Annotated in this window: 11 protein-coding genes; 5 read left to right on the top strand and 6 right to left on the bottom strand. The window is 74.1% G+C overall.

Annotated elements, in window-relative coordinates; translation table 11 throughout:
- Nucleotides 1–7: 7 nt before the first annotated feature.
- From HCK00_RS26025 to HCK00_RS26015, 3 genes are all read right to left on the bottom strand, one after another.
- The gene (locus tag HCK00_RS26025; RefSeq protein WP_168104501.1) at nt 8–817 is read right to left on the bottom strand and encodes an Fpg/Nei family DNA glycosylase; all 810 of its coding nucleotides are present in this window, start codon (nt 815–817) and stop codon (nt 8–10) included.
- A gap of 20 nt (nt 818–837) precedes the next feature.
- The gene (locus HCK00_RS26020; protein ID WP_168104500.1) at nt 838–1,326 is read right to left on the bottom strand and encodes a ribose-5-phosphate isomerase; all 489 of its coding nucleotides are present in this window, start codon (nt 1,324–1,326) and stop codon (nt 838–840) included.
- Between the two features lie 204 nt (nt 1,327–1,530).
- Nucleotides 1,531–2,127, bottom strand: coding sequence for a biotin transporter BioY (locus HCK00_RS26015; protein ID WP_168104499.1), 597 nt, complete (start codon nt 2,125–2,127; stop codon nt 1,531–1,533).
- A gap of 543 nt (nt 2,128–2,670) precedes the next feature.
- On the opposite strand from HCK00_RS26015, the gene HCK00_RS26010 reads away from it, so the two are divergent.
- On the top strand, nt 2,671–4,092 hold the full coding sequence (locus HCK00_RS26010) for an amino acid permease (protein WP_206321012.1): 1,422 nt from the start codon (nt 2,671–2,673) through the stop codon (nt 4,090–4,092).
- 126 nt (nt 4,093–4,218) lie between these two features.
- Here HCK00_RS26010 and HCK00_RS26005 read toward each other — a convergent pair whose 3' ends face one another.
- On the bottom strand, nt 4,219–4,854 hold the full coding sequence (locus HCK00_RS26005; RefSeq protein ID WP_311765503.1) for a mycothiol-dependent nitroreductase Rv2466c family protein: 636 nt from the start codon (nt 4,852–4,854) through the stop codon (nt 4,219–4,221).
- 326 nt (nt 4,855–5,180) lie between these two features.
- On the opposite strand from HCK00_RS26005, the gene pepN (HCK00_RS26000) reads away from it, so the two are divergent.
- Nucleotides 5,181–7,796 (top strand): aminopeptidase N, encoded by a 2,616-nt coding sequence (pepN, locus tag HCK00_RS26000; protein WP_168104497.1) that lies wholly within the window; start codon nt 5,181–5,183, stop codon nt 7,794–7,796.
- Nucleotides 7,797–7,905: 109 nt separating this feature from the next.
- On the opposite strand, the gene HCK00_RS25995 is transcribed toward pepN (HCK00_RS26000), so the two are convergent.
- Nucleotides 7,906–9,099, bottom strand: coding sequence for a serine hydrolase domain-containing protein (locus HCK00_RS25995; protein WP_168104496.1), 1,194 nt, complete (start codon nt 9,097–9,099; stop codon nt 7,906–7,908).
- A gap of 194 nt (nt 9,100–9,293) precedes the next feature.
- The gene (locus tag HCK00_RS25990; protein WP_168104495.1) at nt 9,294–11,021 is read right to left on the bottom strand and encodes a TIGR03767 family metallophosphoesterase; all 1,728 of its coding nucleotides are present in this window, start codon (nt 11,019–11,021) and stop codon (nt 9,294–9,296) included.
- A 646-nt stretch (nt 11,022–11,667) separates the two neighbouring features.
- Between HCK00_RS25990 and HCK00_RS25985 the strand changes: the two genes are divergently transcribed.
- The 3 genes from HCK00_RS25985 (at nt 11,668) to pepN (HCK00_RS25975) (ending at nt 19,257) form a co-directional block, all read left to right on the top strand.
- Nucleotides 11,668–14,973 carry a S8 family serine peptidase gene (locus tag HCK00_RS25985; RefSeq protein WP_168104494.1) on the top strand — a complete coding sequence of 1,102 codons (3,306 nt, stop codon included), beginning with the start codon at nt 11,668–11,670 and terminating at the stop codon, nt 14,971–14,973.
- 462 nt (nt 14,974–15,435) lie between these two features.
- Nucleotides 15,436–16,461 carry an aspartate-semialdehyde dehydrogenase gene (locus tag HCK00_RS25980; protein WP_168104493.1) on the top strand — a complete coding sequence of 342 codons (1,026 nt, stop codon included), beginning with the start codon at nt 15,436–15,438 and terminating at the stop codon, nt 16,459–16,461.
- Between the two features lie 168 nt (nt 16,462–16,629).
- On the top strand, nt 16,630–19,257 hold the full coding sequence (gene pepN, locus HCK00_RS25975) for an aminopeptidase N (protein ID WP_168104492.1): 2,628 nt from the start codon (nt 16,630–16,632) through the stop codon (nt 19,255–19,257).
- Nucleotides 19,258–19,455: the final 198 nt, after the last annotated feature.

Raw genomic sequence — 19,455 nt, 5'->3', positions numbered from 1 at the left:
CCGCCGTTCAGGACCGCTGGCACCGGGGGCACCAGAAGAGGTTGCGGGCCGCCAGGCCGGCCGTCCGGACCTCGCCGCCGCAGACATGGCAGGCCAGCCCGGCCCGGCGGTACACGTAGACCTCACCACCGTGGTCGTCGACCCGGGGCGGGCGGCCCATGGCCTCGGGGGTGTGCTCGGGGCGCACGGTGTCGATGCGGTTGTTCCGCACGCCCTCGCGCATCAGCTCCGCCAGGTCGGCCCAGAGTGCGTCCCACTCGGCCCGGGTGAGGTCGCGGCCGGCCCGGTACGGGTCGACGCCGTGCCGGAAGAGGACCTCGGCGCGGTACACGTTGCCGACGCCCGCGACCACCTTCTGGTCCATCAGCAGCGCGGCCACACTGCTGCGGCTGCGGCTGATCCGCCGCCAGGCGCGCTCCCCGTCGTCGCCGGGGCGCAGCGGGTCGGGGCCGAGCCGGTCGTGCACCGCCCGCTTGTCGCCGGCGGTGAGCAGCGCGCAGACGGTGGGGCCGCGCAGGTCCGCGTACGCCCCGGACCCGGCCAGCCGCAGCCGTACCGTCGGCGCGGGCGGCGGGGCGGGGGCGGGCCCGAAGCCGAGCTTGCCGAAGAGACCGAGGTGGACGTGGATCCACCGGTCGCCGGGGAAGCCGAGGAAGAGGTGTTTGCCGTGCGCCTCGGCGGACTCCAGCACCTGCCCGTCGACGAGCGCGGCCCCCTCGGCGAAGGGGCCCTGCGGGCTGGAGGCGCGCACGGCCCGGCCGCCGAACCGGTCGAGATGGTCGGCGGCGAGCCGGTGGACGGTGTGCCCTTCGGGCATGGGCGGCCGGCTCCCGCCGCTCAGTCCTGCCGCGGGTGGTGCGCCGGGATCTCCGGCAGGGTGCCGGTGCGCTCGTAGACGGTGAGCATGTCGATGCGGCGGGTGTGCCGCTCGTCGCCGGAGTACGGGGTGTCCAGGAAGGTGGCGACGAACCTCTCGGCCTCCTCTTCGCTGTGCATCCGCGCGCCGATGGAGAGGACGTTGGCGTTGTTGTGCTCGCGGGCCAGCGCGGCGGTCCGCTCGCTCCAGGCGAGCGCGGCGCGGACGCCCTTCACCTTGTTCGCTGCCATCTGCTCGCCGTTGCCGGAGCCGCCGATGACGATGCCGAGGCTCGCGTCGTCGGCGGCGGTGCGCTCGGCGGCGCGCAGGCAGAAGGGCGGGTAGTCGTCCTGGGCGTCATAGATGTGCGGGCCGCAGTCGACGGGGTCGTGGCCCTGGGCGGTGAGCCACTCCACGAGGTGGTTCTTGAGTTCGTAACCGGCATGATCGGAGCCGAGGTACACGCGCATGGGGAGCAGTGTGGCACGGCTGCCGGGGGTGGCCGCCGAGGGGTCACGGGCCCGGCACCGGGAGCGGTGACGGGAGCGCTGACGGGAGGCGCTGACGACCGCGGGGACGGCGCGGGCCGGGCCCGGCCGCGGGTGGCGACGCGGGCCCGGCCCGGTATGTGCGGAGTGCGGTGGGCCGAGCGGCGGGAGGACCGGCCGGGAGGGTCAGCCGCGGCGGCCGGCGAGGCGCCAGGCGGCGGGCAGGGCGCCCATGGCGAGCGCGGCCTTGAGGGCGTCCCCGATGAGGAACGGCACCATGCCGACGGCCAGGGCCTCGCCGAGGGAGAGGTCCGCCACCACGGCCAGGTACGGCACGCCGACCGCGTAGATGATCAGTGAGCCGACGGCCATCGTGCCCGCCGTGCGCAGCGCCCCGCGGTCACCGCCGCGCCGGGCCAGGGAGCCGACGACGGTCGCGGCCAGCAGCATCCCGAGGACGTACCCGAAGGTCGCGGTGGAGGCCCCGCCCGCGAACAGCGGCATCCCGGCCATGCCCAGCAGGGTGTAGAGCATCAGCGAGAGGAAGCCGCGCCCGGCGCCGAGGGAGGCGCCGACGAGCAGCGCCGCGAAGGTCTGGCCGGTGACGGGCACCGGGGAGCCGGGCACGGGGACCACGAGCTGGGCCGCGGCGCCGGTGAGCGCGGCACCGCCCACGACGAGGGCCACGTCCCGCAGCCGGGCGCGGGTGGCGGTCGCCGCGGGCAGCAGGTCGGCGAGGACCGCGCCGGGGCGGTGGGTGCGGGTGACGGCGGCAGTACTCATGAGGGCTCCGCGGGTCGGGACGGCGAACGGACACGGTGACGCTAGCCGACGCGTCAACGATCGTTCACCATGAGCCGCCGACAAAGCCGGACTCGGCGGCTTGGTGGGGTCCCTCCAAGACCCCTGCCCCGCCCGGCCGGCCGGGCCACGGCGCGACCGGCGTCCCGGCACCCGCGGGCCGTGATGCTCGTCACCTTCACCACGCGGCGCGACGGCGGGGGGAGCGGCCACGGGGCGGGCGGGCGGCCCCGGAGGTGGCCCGCGGACGACTGTGGGGTCCCACCAAAGACGGTCCGGCCGCCGGACACCGGTGCGGCCGGAGGCCCGAGCGCGGCGGCGCGGGAACGGCCGGGGCGGAGGGGCGGTGAGCCGGCCCTCCACAGCGGGCCCGCCGTGCCGGGCGGGCACGGCCGGATCACCGAGGGTCATCCATCCGTCCGCATAGCGGACGATCGCTGGCCGATCTTGTTCGTGGCGGCTCAATCTCCGCACACTGGGGCGGTTTGCTCCCCCACGCCCCCTCACCACCTGGACACACGCCCCATGAACCGGACAACCGACACCCCCGCACCCGTCGGCGCCGGGCCGGAGGAGGCCCCGGAGGGCGGCAGCCCGCTCTCCCACGGCCTCAAACAGCGCCATCTGTCGATGATCGCCCTCGGCGGCGTGATCGGCGCCGGCCTCTTCGTCGGCTCCGGCGCCGGCATAGCCGCCGCGGGCCCCTCGATCGTGCTCGCCTACGCGTTCTCCGGCGCACTGGTGCTGCTGGTGATGCGGATGCTGGGCGAGATGTCCGCCGCCCACCCCTCCTCCGGTTCCTTCTCCGTCCACGCCGAGCGGGCCGTCGGGCCCTGGGCGGGCTTCACCGCCGGCTGGATGTTCTGGGCGCTGCTGTGCGTGGCGATCGCGGCCGAGGCCATCGGCGCGGCGGCCATCATGACGACCTGGCTGCCCGGCACCGCCTCCTGGATGTGGGTCGCCCTGTTCATGGCGGTGTTCTGCGGCACCAACCTGGCCGCCGTCGGCAACTTCGGCGAGACGGAGTTCTGGTTCGCGGCGCTGAAGGTGGCCGCCATCACCGCGTTCCTGGTGCTCGGCGCGCTGGCGGTGCTGGGCTTCCTCCCCGGCTCCCCCTCCCCCGGCACCGGCAACCTCACCGGCAACGGCGGCTGGCTGCCCAACGGGGTGGACGGCTTCCTCATCGGCCTGCTCGCCTCCGTCTTCGCCTACGGCGGCCTGGAGACGGTGACCATCGCGGCGGCCGAGTCGGAGAAGCCCCGGCAGGGGGTCGCCCGCGCGGTGCGCACCGCGATGTGGCGGATCTCGCTGTTCTACGTGGGATCCATGGCGGTGATCGTCACGCTGATCCCCTGGGACGACCCGGCGGTCGTCAAGCCCGGCCCGTACGTCGCCGTGCTGGATGTCCTGGAGGTGCCGGCCGCGGCGCAGATCATGAACGCCGTCGTGCTGGCCGCGCTGCTCTCCGCGATGAACGCCAACATCTACGGGGCCTCCCGGATGGCGTACTCGCTGATCGAACGGGGCAACGGGCCCGCGGGCCTGGCCCGGGTCTCCCGGAGCGGGGTGCCGCGCCGCGCGGTGCTGGCCTCCTCCGCCTTCGGCTTCCTGGCGGTGCTGTTCAGCTTCTGGTGGCCGGAGACGGTCTTCGCCTGGCTGCTCAACATGGTGGGCGCGGCGGTGCTCGTGGTGTGGGGCTTCATCGCGGTGGCCCAGCTCCGCTCCCGGCGGCGGCTGGAGCGGGAGTCGCCGGAGCGGCTGACGGTGCGGATGTGGCTGTTCCCCTACCTGACCTGGGTGGCGCTGGCGGGCGTCGCGGTCATCCTGCTGCTGATGCTGCGCGACGGCGACACCCGCACCCAGCTGTACTTCACCGGCGGGCTGGCGCTCACGCTCTCCGCCGTGGGCCTGCTGCGGCAGCGGCGGACGCGGCGCGCCGGGGGCTGACCCGCCGGCCGGGGGCTGACCGGCCGACGGGTGCGCGACGCGGCGGGCCGCGGAACCGGTGCGCCGCCCGGCGGCCGGAGGACCCCGGCCGCCGGGCGGGCAGTCGATCGGCCGGCCGGAGCGACGTCAGTCGAAGATCGGCCGCTCGGTCCGGGTCCGCTTGATCTCGTAGAAGCCGGGCGTGGAGGCGACCAGCAGGGTGCCGTCCCAGAGCTTCGCCGCCGCCTCGCCCTTGGGCGAGGGGGTCACGACCGGGCCGAAGAAGGCGCAGGGCTCGCCGTCCGGGCCGGGCACGGCGATCACCGGGGTGCCCACCTCCTGGCCGACCAGCTCGATGCCCTGCTTGTGCGAGGCGCGCAGCTCCGTGTCGTAGGTGTCGGAGCCGGCGGCGTCCACCAGTTCGGCCGGGAGGCCGGCGTCGCGGAGGGCGGCGGCCATCGAGTCGCGCGAGACGCCCTCGCCCTGGACGTGGAAACGGGTCCCGAGCGCGGTGTAGAGCGGGCCCAGCACCGCGGAGCCGTGCTCCCGTTCGGCGGCGATGGCCACCCGCACCGGGCCCCAGGCCGTCTTCTCCAGCATCTCGCGGTACTCGTCCGGCAGTTCGTCCAGCCGCGGCTCGTTGAGCACGGCGAGGCTCATCACGTGCCAGTGCACCTCCACCGGGCGCACCTTCTCCACCTCCAGCATCCAGCGGGAGGTCAGCCACGCCCAGGGGCAGACCGGGTCGAACCAGAAGTCGGCGCGGACCTTCTCCCCCGCCACCTCTCCCGTCGGGGCCCCGGCCGTGCCCGCCGTGGTGCTCTCCGTGGTGCTCTCCGGTGCATTGTCGGCGACGCTCACAGCACTTCTCTCCTCATCCGGCGGACCGTTCCGCCACCCGTGTTCCCGGACTCCCGGGCCCATCGTCTTCCCGTCTCCCGGGACAGCCGTTCCCCGGCGGCCTCCCGGGCCCCCATGGCCAACGGTCACCCGGCGAAACGCATTCCCCGCCGCCGGTGAGCGCATGACACCATGGCGACTGCCCGCACTGTGAGACGCACCGCGCGCGGGAGATCAGATGAGCGAGAAGACGAGGCAAAGGAGCCGTCGTGCCCGGTGAGAACCTGACCCGCGAGGAGGCCCGCGAGCGGGCCGGGCTGCTGACCACCGACGGCTACGAGGTGACGCTCGACCTGCGGTCCGCCACCGAGCCGCCCGCCACCGGGCCGCACACCTTCCGCTCGCTCACCACCCTCCGCTTCCGCTGCGCCCGCCCCGGCACGTCGACCTTCGCGGACCTGCTGGCGCCGTCCGTCACCTCCGTCGTCCTCAACGGCCGCGAGCTGGACCCGGCCGAGGTCTTCGACGGCACCCGGATCACCCTGGACGACCTGCGGGAGGAGAACGTCCTCACCGTGGACGCGCGGTGCGCCTACAGCCGCACCGGCGAGGGGATGCACCGCTTCGAGGACCCGGAGGACGGCGAGGTCTATCTCTACACGCAGTACGAGCCGGCCGACGCGCGCCGCGTCTTCACCACCTTCGAGCAGCCCGACCTGAAGGCCCCCTACACCTTCACCGTCACCGCCCCCGAGGGCTGGACGGTGCTGGGCAACGGGGCGGTGGAGGGCGAGCCCGTTCCCGCCGAGGGCTCCGGCACCACCTGGCGGTTCGCCCGGACGCAGCCGATCTCGACGTACATCACGGCCGTCCTCGCCGGCCCGTACCACCGGGTGACCGACGTCTACCGGCGCACGCTGGAGGACGGCACCGAGCTGGAGATCCCGCTGGGCGCGCTCTGCCGCAAGGGCCTCGCCCGCCACTTCGACGCGGACGACATCTTCACCGTCACCAAGCAGGGCCTGGACTTCTTCCACGAGCACTTCGGCTACCCGTACCCGTTCGGCAAGTACGACCAGGCGTTCGTCCCCGAGTACAACCTCGGCGCCATGGAGAACCCGGGCCTGGTCACCTTCCGCGAGGAGTACGTCTTCCGCGGGAAGGTCACCCAGGCGAGCTACGAGCACCGGGCCAACGTCATCCTGCACGAGATGGCGCACATGTGGTTCGGCGACCTCGTCACCATGGAGTGGTGGGACGACCTGTGGCTGAAGGAGTCCTTCGCGGACTTCATGGGCACCTTCTCGCAGGTCGAGGCGACCCGCTTCACCGGCGCCTGGATCACCTTCGCCAACCGCCGCAAGGCCTGGGCCTACCGGGCCGACCAGCTCCCCTCCACCCATCCGATCACCGCGGACATCCGGGACCTGGAGGACGCCAAGCTCAACTTCGACGGCATCACCTACGCCAAGGGCGCCTCCGTCCTCAAGCAGCTCGTCGCCTACGCCGGGCGGGAGGCCTTCCTGGAGGGCGCGCGCCGCTACTTCCGCCGCCACGCCTGGGGCAACACCCGGCTGGAGCATCTGCTGGCCGTGCTGGAGGAGACCTCCGGCCGGGACATGGCCGACTGGTCCCGCGCCTGGCTGGGCACCGCGGGCGTCAACTCCCTCACCCCCGAGGTCGTGTACGACGCGGAGGGGCGGATCGCCGAGCTCGCCGTGGTGCAGGAGGCCGCGCCCGCGTACCCCGAGCTGCGCCCGCACCGCGTCGCCATCGGGCTGTACCACCGTGAGGCGGGCGGCCTGGTGCGCCACCGCCGGGTGGAGACGGACGTCGCCGGGGCGCGCACGGTCGTCACCGAGCTGGCCGGGGCCGGGCGGCCCGATCTGATCCTCGTCAACGACGACGACCTGACCTACGCCAAGACCCGCTTCGACGAGCGCTCCCTCCAGACCCTCCACGGCCATCTGGGGGACCTCACCGACCCGCTGGCCCGCGCGCTGTGCTGGTCGGCGCTGTGGGGCCTCACCCGGGACGGGCTGCTGCCCGCCCGGGACTTCCTCGGCCTGGTGCTCCGCTTCGCCGGCCGGGAGAGCGAGATCGGCGTGGTGCAGATGCTGCACGCCTGGGCGCACTCCGCGCTGGTCCACTACACCGCGCCGGACCGCCGCGAGCAGCGCGGACGGGAGCTGGCCGAGGGAGCGCTCGGCGCGCTGCGCCGGGCCGAGCCGGGCAGTGGCCACCAGCTCGCCTGGGCGCGGTTCTTCGCGCAGACCGCGGGCAGCGCCGCCGACCTGCAACTGCTCCAGGGTTTGCTGGCGGGTACCGCGCGGATCGACGGCCTGGAGGTCGACCAGGAGCTGCGCTGGGCGTTCCTGGAGCCGCTCGCCTCGCACGGCGCGGCCGGGGCCGCGGAGATCGAGGCCGAGCTGGCCCGCGACGCGACCGCCTCCGGCCGGCGCCACGCGACCCGCTGCCTCGCGGCCCGCCCCGCGCCGGAGGTGAAGGAGCGGGCCTGGGCCGACGTGGTGGAGTCCGACGCCCTCTCCAACGCCCTGGTGGAGGCCACCATCGCGGGCTTCGACCAGCCCTCGCAGCGGGAACTCCTCGCGCCGTACGTGGAGCGCTACTTCGCGGCGATCGGGGAGGTGTGGGAGAAGCGGTCCATCGAGATCGCCATGTCGGTCGTGCGCGGCCTCTTCCCCGCGCTCCAGGGCAACCAGGAGACGCTCGACGCGACGCAGACCTGGCTGGACGGGCACCGGGACGCGCCGCCCGCGCTGCGCCGGCTCGTCCTGGAGGCGCACTCCGACCTGGCGCGCGCCCTGCGCGGGCAGGACTGCGACCGGAACGCCGGCTTCACCGGGAGCGCGCTCGGCGGCTGAGGCCCGCCGCGGGACGCAACCGCCCGCTCCCGGCCGCCCGCGCCCGGCCGCCCGTCCCTCCCGGGGTGCGGACGGCCGGGCGCGGCCCGGAGGGTGAGCGCGTACGCGCTCAGGTCCTGCCGCAGTACTCCGCCTCCAGCAGGATCCGGCTGTCACCGGCCCAGTCGCCGTTGACGTTGAAGGCCGCCGCGTGGTCCCCGGAGCGGGTGACCGTCGCGAGGGACGAGGAGCCGTGGATGCCGCCGCCGTGTCCCCAGACCGTCACACCGCAGGAGGTGGTCTGCGGCGCGATGCCGAGACCGTAGCGCTCCGTACCTTCCTGTCCCGTCTCCACGGTGGTCAGCATGGCGGTCAACTGCCGGCGGGGAAGGACCTGCCCGCGCAGCAGCGCCCGGTAGAAGCGGTTGAGGTCGCCGGTGGTGGAGACCATCTCGCCGGCGGCTCCGGCCACCGAGGGGTTGATCTCGGTGACGTCGTGGATCTCCGTCTCGGGATCGGCGCCGAACGTCGAGTACGCCCGTCCGTGCGGACCGGGCATCCGCGGGTCCGTGCCGGGGAGCGACGTGGCGCGGAGTCCGAGCGGGCGGAGGATGCGACGTTCGATCTCCTTGCCGTACCTCTCACCGGTCACCCTCTCGATGACCAGGCCCGCCAGGACGTAGTTGGTGTTGGAGTAGTTCCAGTCGGTGCCCGGCGCGAAGTCCGGGGCGTGCTCCATGGCCACCGCCACGAGTTGCTCCTGCGTCCAGCTGTCGTAGCGGTGTTCCGGGAAACCCGGGCCGAAGACCTTCTCGGCGAATCCGGGGTCCTGGGTGTAGTTGAAGACCCCACTGGTGTGGTTGAGGAGCTGCCGGACGGTGATCTTCCGGCCGTCGTGGCCGTGGCCCCGGACCACCCCGGGCAGCCAGGTCTCCACGTTGTCGTCGAGGTCGAGCTTCTTCTCCTCCTCCAGCTGGAGGAGGACGGTCGCCACGAAGGTCTTGGTGATGCTACCGACGCGGAAGCGGTCCTGCGGCAGCCGGGGCCGCTCGGTGCGCAGGTCGGCGACGCCCGCGGAGCCGTTCCAGACGCCGTGGCGGTCCACCGCCTGCCCCAGCGCCCCGGGGAGCCCGGCCGCCACCTGCGCGTCCAGGGCCTGCTGCGTGGCGGGGTGCCCGCGGTCGCCGGCGCGGACCGCGCCCCGGTCCGCCGCGAGCGCGGCGGGGGCGCTCAGCGCGCCGCCGGCCAGCACGGCCGCCGCCACCAGCGCGGTGAGCGCCCGGCGGCGCCCTCCGCCGTGTCCGAGTCCCGTTCTGTGCGCCATGTGTGCCATCCCCTCTGTCGCGGATTCCCCGGTGGCCCGCCGCGGATCGGCCGCGGATCTCCGGTGGTCCGTGTGGCGCGGGTGGGGACCACCGGAGCGGGGCGGGGGTTGAGCCGGTGGGGGCGGCGGGGCGGGAACGGCCGGTTCCGGGCCGGTGAACGGCGTGTTCCGGGCGGGCCGGGCGGGTCCCCCGGTCACCCCCGGGTGAGCAGCAGTTCGGTGTTCCGGTCGCCGGGCTCGCCCTCCAGGCCGGGGCGCGCGCCCGGGGCGTTGAGGGACAGCTCCCGGTAGAGCGCGGCCAGGCCCGGCGCGGAGAGGTCGGCGGGGTCGGCGCGGTAGGGGGCGGCCGCCTCCAGGCAGGTGGTGAAGAGGGAGAGGGTGCCGTCCTGGTTGTCGACGAGTTCGATCACCCGGGCGAGCTGGGGGAAGTCGACGTGAGAGGCGGTGGAGACCTCCCAGAAGCCGCCGCGCGGAGTGATGTCGTTCTTGTGGCTGTGGCCGTTGATCCAGGCGCGGACGTTCGGGTGGCGGCTGAGGACGGCGAGCAGTTCCTCGCCGCCGTGGCGCTTCTCGTCCGGCCGGGCGGGGTCGGGCCGCAGGTTGCGCATGGTGGCACCGGTGTGGTGGCTGAAGACCAGGACGTGGTCGTCCCGGTGGCCCTTCAGGGTGCGCTCCAGCCAGCGGAGCTGGGCGGTGCCGAGGGACCCCTCGTAGTGGCCGCCGTCGTCGGTGGTGTCGAGGCTGATGCCGAGGACCCCGTCGGCGATCCGGAAGGAGTAGTACAGCCGTTCCTCGGCGAGGTTGGCGGCGGTGTAGCCGTGGCCGCGCGGGCCGGCACCGGTGTGCCAGGGGTCGAGGTGCGCGGCCACGTACTCCTGCGGGGTGAACGGGGCCCGGCGCTCGTCGGGGGTGACCCGGCGCATCGCGCGGGTACGCGAACGCAGCAGCGCGGCGAGGTCCCGGCCGAGCGGGTCGCCGGCCTGCCGCAGCGCGGTACGCAGGGCGGTCGCCTCGGCCGGCGGCAGCGACTCCAGCTTGCGGTCACCGGCGGCGAACTCGGCGAAGTAGCCGCCGCGGGCGTAGGCGCCGCCGGGCAGGGTGTCGTGGTTGCCGACCGTGGAGTACCAGGGCATCCGCAGGCCGGGGCTGCGGAGTTCGCGGATCGCGGCGGTGAGGAAGCCGTCGATCCGGGGGAGGCCGGCCCGCTTGTCCCCGTCGCGCAGCCCGTCCTCGGGGTGCCAGTACAGCGGCAGACCGCTGTTCTGCACCCCTTCGTACCGCTGTCCGTCCCCGGTGTTGGGCTCGATCCGGCCGCCGCTGAGGGCGGTGAGGAACCACTGAAGTTCGGCGCGGGAGTTGTTGTCGGTGTTGTCCCCGGTGGTCATGGCGAAGGCGATGGGGCTGCCGGTGGCGGGGCCCCCGGACAGGGCGTTGACGCGTTCGACGAGCGAGACGGCCCCGGCCACGGAGAGGGCCTCCTGCGGGCGCCACGCCTGGGCCGCGGCGGCGCGCAGGTACTCGAAGCGCAGCGGGTGCTGCACGTCCGTCAGGTGCAGATCGGTGAGGTGGACGAAGCAGGCGAGCACCGTCCGGCGGTCCTCCCGGCCGCGCCGGGCGGGCGCCTGCTCGGTGCGGACCACCCGGGGCCAGCCGGGGCCGTCGCCCAGCCGCCGGTAACCGCCGGTGCCCCGTGGGGTGGCGACGGCGTCGAGGGTGGTGGCCCGGCGGGCGGAGGCGCCCCGGACGGGGAGCGGCGCGGTGGAGGGGATGCCGGCGGAGGGCGGGGCCGCGGCCGACGCCTCCGCGGCGCCACCGCGGGAGCCGAGCGTGAGGCCGATTCCGGCGGAGGCGGTCACGGCGCCCGCGGCGGCCAGCAGCGCGCGGCGGCGGAGGGCGGGGTCGGTCGTTCCGGTGGGGGGCATGGCGGCTCCCGGGTGCGCGAGCACGGGGGTGGCGGGGGGTTCCCCGTCCCTTCCGGATGCTCGGCAGCGGGGGTGGCCCACGGCTGAACGAGGCCGTAACGTCCGGCGCCCATCGCTCCACATGGATCTCGGTCCGGGCCCTGGTCACCCGTCCCTGGCCTGCTGGTTCTGCGCCGCTCACCGCGCGTTCACGGAAGACGGGCCACGGACGACCGGCGACCGGCGACCGGCGACCGGCGACGGAAGGGGGCCGGGCCGGCGGCCGGCGGGACGGGGCTGCGGCCGGACAGGGCCGGAGCCGGGACAGGGCCGAGCCGCGGCGCCCGTCGAGCGGGCGTACCGGCCGGACGGGCGACGTGACGGCCGGGACGGACGCGCCCGGACGGGCGACCTCCCGGGCCGGCCCGCGGGCCGCGGCCGGAGTGTGCCGTTCCGCCCTGTCGCCTCCGCGGCATTCACCACGCTTTCAACGGGCTTCCCCACCGGCGGAATTGACCCTGCCGCACCTTTGGTCCGGGAATGAGGGGAGCCGGCAAGTGGCGGGAATACGCCACCGGGTGCGTACCGGGCGCCCGCCCCTCCCCAAACTCTCCGCACTTACATATAAGTGCGGTCAACCGGATCCGAATTCCGAACAAGGGTGGCCATGCCTTCTTCTCCCATAACCGAGCCGCCGTCCGGCCCGAGACGCGCGGCCCGCGCCGCGATCGCCGCGGGGCTGGTGGCCGCGCTCGCGGCGACCGGCGCCGTCCCGGCCTTCGCGGCGGACGACGCGCCGGGCTCCGCCCCGGCCCGGACGAAGTCCGCCCAGGACAAGCTCGGCTCGGCCGACGCGGAACTGCTCGCGCAGGCCAAGTCGGACGGCGACAAGCACGTCACCATGATGCTCGCCACCGCCCCCGGTGCCACCGGACGGGCCGTGGCGGAGCTGGAGTCCGTCAAGGGCGCGTCGGTCGGGCGCACCTACGACAAGCTCGGCTACGTCCGCGCGACCGTGCCCACCGCCCGGGCCGAGGCCGCCATCGACAAGGCGGCGAAGCTCTCCTCCGTGCACGCCATCGACCTCCGCCAGGAGATCGAGCTGCCCGACCCGACGCCCGCGGCCGACCGCGCCAAGGGCGCCACGTCCGGCCCGAAGGGCTCCTACCCCGGTCCGGACCGGAAAACCCCGGCGAAGAACCCGTACCAGCCGTCGCACGAGACCGGCGCCGTCGACTTCGTGAAGAAGAACCCGAAGGCGGACGGGCGCGGCATCACCATCGGCATCCTCGACTCCGGCGTCGACCTCGCCCACCCCGCCCTGCAGAAGACGACCACCGGCGAGCGGAAGATCACCGACTGGGTGACGGCGACCGACCCGATCGTCGACTCCGACGGCACCTGGCGCCCGATGGTCTCGGCCGTCTCCGGCCCGACCTTCACCTACCAGAACCGCACCTGGACGGCGCCCGCCGGCGAGTACCTGGTCAGCACCTTCGCCGAGGCGGCCACCACCGGCGGCGACATGGCCGGGGACCTCAACCGGGACGGCGACACCACCGACCGCTGGGGCGTGCTCTACGACCCGGCCACCGGCACCGTCCGCGTGGACCTCGACGACGACGGCGACTTCGGCGACGAGGAGCCGATGAAGCCGTACAAGGAGGACCACCAGGTCCGCTACTTCGGCACCGACGACCCGAACACGGCCATCGCCGAGCGGATCCCCTTCGTGGTGGAGATCCGCAAGGACGTGCCGATGGACCCGTACGGCGGTGACTGGGTCGGCAAGACGGCCGACTTCGTCAACATCGGCGTGGTCGAGGGCTCGCACGGCAGCCACGTCGCGGGCATCACCGCGGCCAACGGCCTCTTCGGCGGGAAGATGAACGGCGCGGCGCCCGGCGCCAAGCTGGTCTCCTCCCGCGCCTGCACCTGGAGCGGCGGCTGCACCAACGTCGCGCTCACCGAGGGCATGATCGACCTCGTCGTCAACCGCGGTGTGGACATCGTCAACATGTCCATCGGCGGGCTGCCCCCGCTGAACGACGGCAACAACGCGCGCGCCCAGCTCTACACCCGGCTCATCGACACCTACGGCGTGCAGCTCGTCATCTCCGCCGGCAACAGCGGGCCGGGCGCCAACACCATCGGTGACCCCTCGCTCGCCGACAAGGTGATCAGCGTGGGCGCCTCCGCCTCCCGGGAGACCTGGGAGGCCAACTACGGCTCCGTCATGCGGACGAAGTACTCGATGATGCCGTTCTCCTCCCGCGGACCGCGTGAGGACGGCGGCTTCACCCCGACGCTGGCCGCCCCGGGCGCCTCCGTCAACACCGTGCCGACCTGGCAGCCCGGCCAGCCGGTCGCCGAGGCGGGCTACTCCCTGCCGCCCGGGTACGGGATGCTCCAGGGCACGTCGATGGCGTCCCCGCAGGCCGCCGGCGCCTCCGCGCTGCTGCTGTCCGCGGCGAAGCAGAAGCGGATCGACCTCACCCCGGCGGCCCTGCGCACCGCGCTGACCAGCACGGCGAAGGAGATCAAGGGCTTCCAGGCCTACGAGCAGGGCGCCGGTCTCATGGACGTCGAGAAGGCCTGGAAGGCGATCAGCCGCAAGGCCACGGCGCACGAGTACACGGTCGAGGCCCCGGTGAACACCGCGCTCTCCGGCTACCTCAAGACCCCGCACCGCGGCACCGGCGTCTACGACCGCGAGGGCGGTCTGAAGGCCGGGCAGTCCCGCGACTACGCGGTGAAGATCACCCGCACCACCGGCCCGGACCGCTCCGTCCGGCACGAACTCGGGTGGGCTCGGAACGACGGCACCTTCTCCCTGGTGGGCTCCCCCAAGGTGGACCTGCCGCTGAACAAGCCGGTCACCGTGAAGGTCCGCGCCAAGGCCCGCACCGCCGGGTTCCACAGCGCCGCCCTGCGGGTGAACGACCGCGCCACCGAGGGCACGGACAAGCTGGTCATGACCAGTGTCGTGGTCTCCGAACCGCTGGCCACGCCGTCCTACGCGGTGAAGAAGTCCGGCACGGCCGAGCGCAACCGCTCCACCTCGTACTTCGTCACGGTGCCGGAGGGCGCCAAGACGCTGGAGGTACGGATGGACGGCCTCACGGCGGGCAGCCAGACCCGCTGGATCGCCATCAACCCGTACGGTGTGCCGGCCGACCCGACGTCCACGATCTTCTGCTACCCGAACTACACCAGCCCCACCAACACCTGCGAACCGGGCCGGCGTGGCTACACCGACCCGATGCCGGGGGTCTGGGAGATCGAGGTCGAGTCGCGGCGCACCTCGCCGCTGCTGGACAACCCCTACCAGGTGACGGCGACCGTCCTGGGCGCCGACTTCGACCCGGCGGTCCAGGTGATCGACGAGGCCGAGGCCGGCACGCCGGCCCCGGTGGAGTGGAAGGTCACGAACGGGTTCGCGCCGATCGAGGGCAAGCTCACCGGCGGTGAGCTGGGCTCCGCGCACTCCGAGCGGCCGTCCATCGGCGAGGGTGAGTCCCGGGAGACCACCGTCGAGGTGCCCGCGGGCGTCTCGCGCCTGGACGTGTCGATCGGCTCCACCTCGGACACCGGCGCGGACCTGGACCTCAGCGTCTACAAGGACGGCGTGCTGGTGGGCTACGACGCCGACGGCGACTCCGAGGAGTCCGTCTCGCTGAGCAAGCCCGCGGCCGGGACGTACACCGTCGTGGTCGACGGCTACGCGGTGCCCGCCGGCACCACGGAGTACGACTACCTCGACGTCTTCTACTCCTCCTCGCTCGGCGAGGTGCGGGTGGACGACTCGGCCGTGAAGCTCGGCACCGGGCAGTCCGCGCAGGTCGGCGCGGAGGTCCTGGTGAGCGGCGAGGCTCCGGCCGGCCGTGAGTTCTTCGGCGAGGTCGGCCTGGTCAACGCGCACGGCACGGTGGCCGGCACCGGCAGCGTGAAGATCGAGAAGGTACGGCCCTGACGGATCCGCCGGTCACCTCCCGCGAGGGCGGTGACCGGCGGGCGTGACGGCGGACGAGGGGGCGGGCGCCCGGCGGGTGCCCGCCCCTCATCCGTGCCCGGCCCGTTCGCCCGTGCCCTGCCCACGCTGCTCACCCGGCCCACCCTGCCCACCCGGCCTGCCCTGCCCACCCGGCCGGCACCGGCACGGGACGGAGCGGGCGGGACGGGCGGGACAGACGGGGCGGACCGGGGGCACGAAGGGGCGCGGGCCACCCCGGAGGCCCGGCCGCGCACGGGCCGGGAGGGCCGGATCCGGCGTCCCGGGCGGCCCGGCCGGGCCCGCTGTCACCGGATGCCACCGGGGGTGCCATCGGTCACTCCCGGCGGGGAAGGATTGGACAGAACGGCCGGTCAGCGGCGCATGATGGGGTCGCTCGCCCGCTCGTACGCCCGCCCCGGGCCAGTCCAGAGGAGAGTCACCGTGAGAATCGGAATCGTCGGAGCCACCGGTCAGGTCGGCGCTGTGATGCGCGCCATCCTCGCCGAACGGGCGTTCCCGGTGGAGCGGCTGCGGCTGTTCGCCTCGGCCCGCTCGGCCGGCAAGACCCTGGACTGGCGGGGCGAGGCGATCACCGTCGAGGACGCCACCACGGCCGACTACTCGGGTCTGGACGTGGTCCTCTTCTCGGCGGGCGGCGCCACCTCGCGCGCACTGGCCGAGAAGGTCGCCGCCGCCGGCCCCGTCGTGATCGACAACTCCTCGGCCTGGCGGCTGGACCCCGAGGTGCCGCTGGTCGTGGCCGAGGTCAACCCGCACGCGGCGCTGCGCCGCCCCAAGGGGATCATCGCCAACCCCAACTGCACCACCATGGCGGCCATGCCCGTGCTCCGCCCGCTGCACGCCGAGGCGGGGCTGACGGCGCTGGTCGTCTCCACCTACCAGGCGGTCTCCGGCAGCGGCCTGGGCGGCGTGGAGGAGCTGGACCGGCAGATCCGCGCGGCGGGCGGGCAGGCGACCGCGCTGACCCACGACGGCTCCGCCGTGGACTTCCCCGAGCCGGAGAAGTACGTCCGGCCGATCGCGTTCAACGTGCTGCCGATGGCCGGTTCGGTCGTCGACGACGGCTCCGCCGAGACCGACGAGGAGCAGAAGCTCCGCAACGAGAGCCGGAAGATCCTGGAGATCCCGGAGCTGAAGGTCTCCGGCACCTGCGTCCGGGTCCCCGTCTTCACCGGGCACTCGCTCCAGATCAACGCCCGCTTCGAGCGGCCGCTGAGCCCCGCGCGGGCGCGGGAGCTGCTCGCCGGTGCCCCCGGGGTCGCCCTCTCCGAGGTCCCCACCCCGCTCCAGGCCGCCGGCCAGGACCCGACGTTCGTCGGCCGGCTCCGCGCCGACGACACGGTGGAGCACGGCCTGTCGTTGTTCTGCTCCGGGGACAACCTCCGCAAGGGCGCCGCGCTCAACGCCGTGCAGATCGCCGAGCTGGTCGCGGCCGAGACCGGCTGACCTGGCGCGAGCCGCCCGCCCCCGCGCCGGGGCCGCACTCCCCCGGCGTGGGGAAGGCGGCCCCGGCGCCGTGGTGCGCGGGCCCGCCGCGCCCCGTCAATTCCCTGCGGGGAACCCACTCCCACGTGCGAGGATGGCCGTCCCTCCGACGAATGGGAGATACCTACCGTGCCTGGCACGAACCTCACCCGGGACGAGGCGCAGCAGCGGGCGCGCCTCCTCGCCACCCATGCCTACGAGATCGAACTGGACCTGAGCGGCGCGCCGGAGCCGGAGACGGGCACCTTCCGTTCGGTGACCACCGTCCGCTTCGACGCCGCCGAGGCCGGCGCGGCCACCTTCATCGACCTGGTGGCGCCCACGGTGCACGAGGTGGTGCTGAACGGGACCGCCCTGGACCCGGCGGAGGTCTTCGCCGACTCCCGGATCGCGCTGCCCTCCCTGGCCGCGGGCGCGAACGAGCTGCGGGTGGTCGCCGACTGCGCGTACACCAACACCGGTGAGGGGCTGCACCGGTTCACCGACCCGGTGGACCGGCAGACGTACCTCTACACCCAGTTCGAGGTGCCGGACGCCCGGCGGGTCTTCGCCTGCTTCGAGCAGCCGGACCTGAAGGCCACGTTCCGCTTCACCGTGACGGCCCCGCAGGGCTGGACGGTGATCTCGAACGCGCCGCTCGCCGACGGGGCGGAGAAGCCCACGGGCACACTCTGGGAGTTCGCCACCACCCAGCCGCTCTCCACCTACGTCACGGCGCTGATCGCCGGCCCGTACCACAGCGTGCACAGCAGCTGGGACGGCGACGGCCGGTCGGTGCCGCTGGGCCTGTACTGCCGTCCCTCGCTGGCCGAGCACCTGGACGCGGAGGCGATCTTCGCGGTCACCCGGCAGGGCTTCGACTGGTTCCAGGAGAAGTTCGACCACCCGTACCCGTTCGAGAAGTACGACCAGCTCTTCGTCCCGGAGTTCAACGCCGGGGCGATGGAGAACGCGGGCGCCGTCACCATCCGCGACCAGTACGTCTTCCGCTCCAAGGTGACCGACGCGGCCTACGAGACGCGTGCCGAGACGATCCTCCACGAGCTGGCCCACATGTGGTTCGGCGACCTGGTGACCATGGAGTGGTGGAACGACCTCTGGCTGAACGAGTCGTTCGCCACCTACACCTCCATCGCCTGCCAGGCGCACGCCCCCGGCTCGCGCTGGCCGCACGCCTGGACCACGTTCGCCAACTCCATGAAGACCTGGGCGTACCGGCAGGACCAGCTCCCGTCCACGCACCCGGTCATGGCCGAGATCCGCGACCTGGACGACGTCCTGGTCAACTTCGACGGCATCACCTACGCCAAGGGCGCCTCGGTACTCAAGCAGCTCGTCGCCTATGTCGGCCAGGACGAGTTCTTCCGCGGCGTGCAGACGTACTTCAAGCGCCACGCCTGGGGCAACACCCGCCTGTCCGACCTGCTGACCGCGCTGGAGGAGACCTCCGGCCGCGATCTGCGCGCCTGGTCGGCGGCGTGGCTGGAGACGGCCGGCATCAACGTCCTCCGCCCGGAGATCGAGACCGGGGCGGACTCCACGATCACCTCCTTCGCCGTCCGGCAGGAGGCGCCCACGCTGCCCCCCGGCGCCACCACCTCCGTCTCCGGCGAGCAGGGCACCCGGCTGGGCACGCTGCGCCCGCACCGCATCGCGATCGGCTGCTACACGCTGGAGGACGGCCGGCTGGTCCGCACCGACCGGATCGAGCTGGACGTGGACGGCGAGCGGACCGAGGTGGCGGAGCTGGCGGGACGGGCCCGCCCGGACGTCATCCTGCTCAACGACGACGACCTCAGCTACGCCAAGGTGCGGCTGGACCCGGAGTCGCTGGCCCAGGTCACCCGCCACCTGGGCGACTTCGCCGAGTCGCTGCCGCGCGCCCTGTGCTGGGCGTCGGCCTGGGACATGACGCGCGACGGCGAGCTGGCCACCCGCGACTACCTGGAGCTGGTGCTCTCCGGCATCGGCAAGGAGTCCGACATCGGCGTCGTCCAGTCCCTCCAGCGGCAGGTGAAGCTGGCGCTGGAGCTGTACGCCGCGCCGGACTGGCGCGAGAAGGGGCTGGCCCGCTGGACGGAGGCCGCGCTGGAGCAGCTGCGCGCCGCCGCGCCGGGCGGTGACCACCAGCTCGCCTGGGCCCGGGCCTTCGCCGCGACGGCCCGCACGGAGAGCCAGCTCGACCTGGTCCAGGGGCTGCTGGACGCCACCGAGACCATCGAGGGGCTGACCATCGACACCGAGCTGCGGTGGGCGCTGCTGGAGCGGCTGGCGGCCACCGGCCGGGCCGGCGAGGAGGAGATCGAGGCCGAACTGGCGCGCGACCGCACCTCGGCGGGCGAGCGGCACGCGGCCACCGCCCGCGCCGCGCGCCCGACGGCGGAGGCCAAGGCCGCCGCCTGGGCCTCGGTGGTGGAGTCGGACACGCTGCCGAACGCGGCGCAGGAGGCCGTCATCGGCGGTTTCGTCCAGACCGGCCAGCGCGAGCTGCTCGCCCCGTACACGGAGCGGTACTTCGCGGCCCTCAAGGACGTCTGGGAGTCCCGCAGCCACGAGATGGCCCAGCAGATCGCGATCGGCCTCTACCCGGCGCTCCAGGTCTCCCCGGAGACGCTGGAGGCGACGGACGCCTGGCTGGCCTCGGCGGAGCCGACGGCGGCGCTGCGCCGGCTGGTCACCGAGTCCCGCGCCGGCGTCGAGCGCGCGCTGCGGGCCCAGAAGGCGGACGCTGCGGCCGGCCGCGGAGAGCGCCGCTGAGCGGCGGGGCCGCCCCGTGAACACCGGGGACGCCCGGTGAGCGGTGGGGGGGGGGGGGGGGGGGCGGGGCCCCCCCCCCCCCCCCCCCCCCCCCGGGGGGGGGGGCGGGGGGGGGGGGGGGGGGGGGGGGGGGGGGAGAGGGGGGGGGGGGGCGGGGCGGGGGGGGGGCGGCGGGGAGAAAAAAACAAAGGAGGAGGG

Source organism: Streptomyces zingiberis, assembly GCF_012034935.1.
GTDB classification, from domain to species: Bacteria; Actinomycetota; Actinomycetes; order Streptomycetales; family Streptomycetaceae; genus Streptomyces; species Streptomyces zingiberis.
The sequence above is the reverse complement of the archived record's forward strand: the minus strand, read 5'-3'. Positions and strand labels throughout refer to the sequence as shown.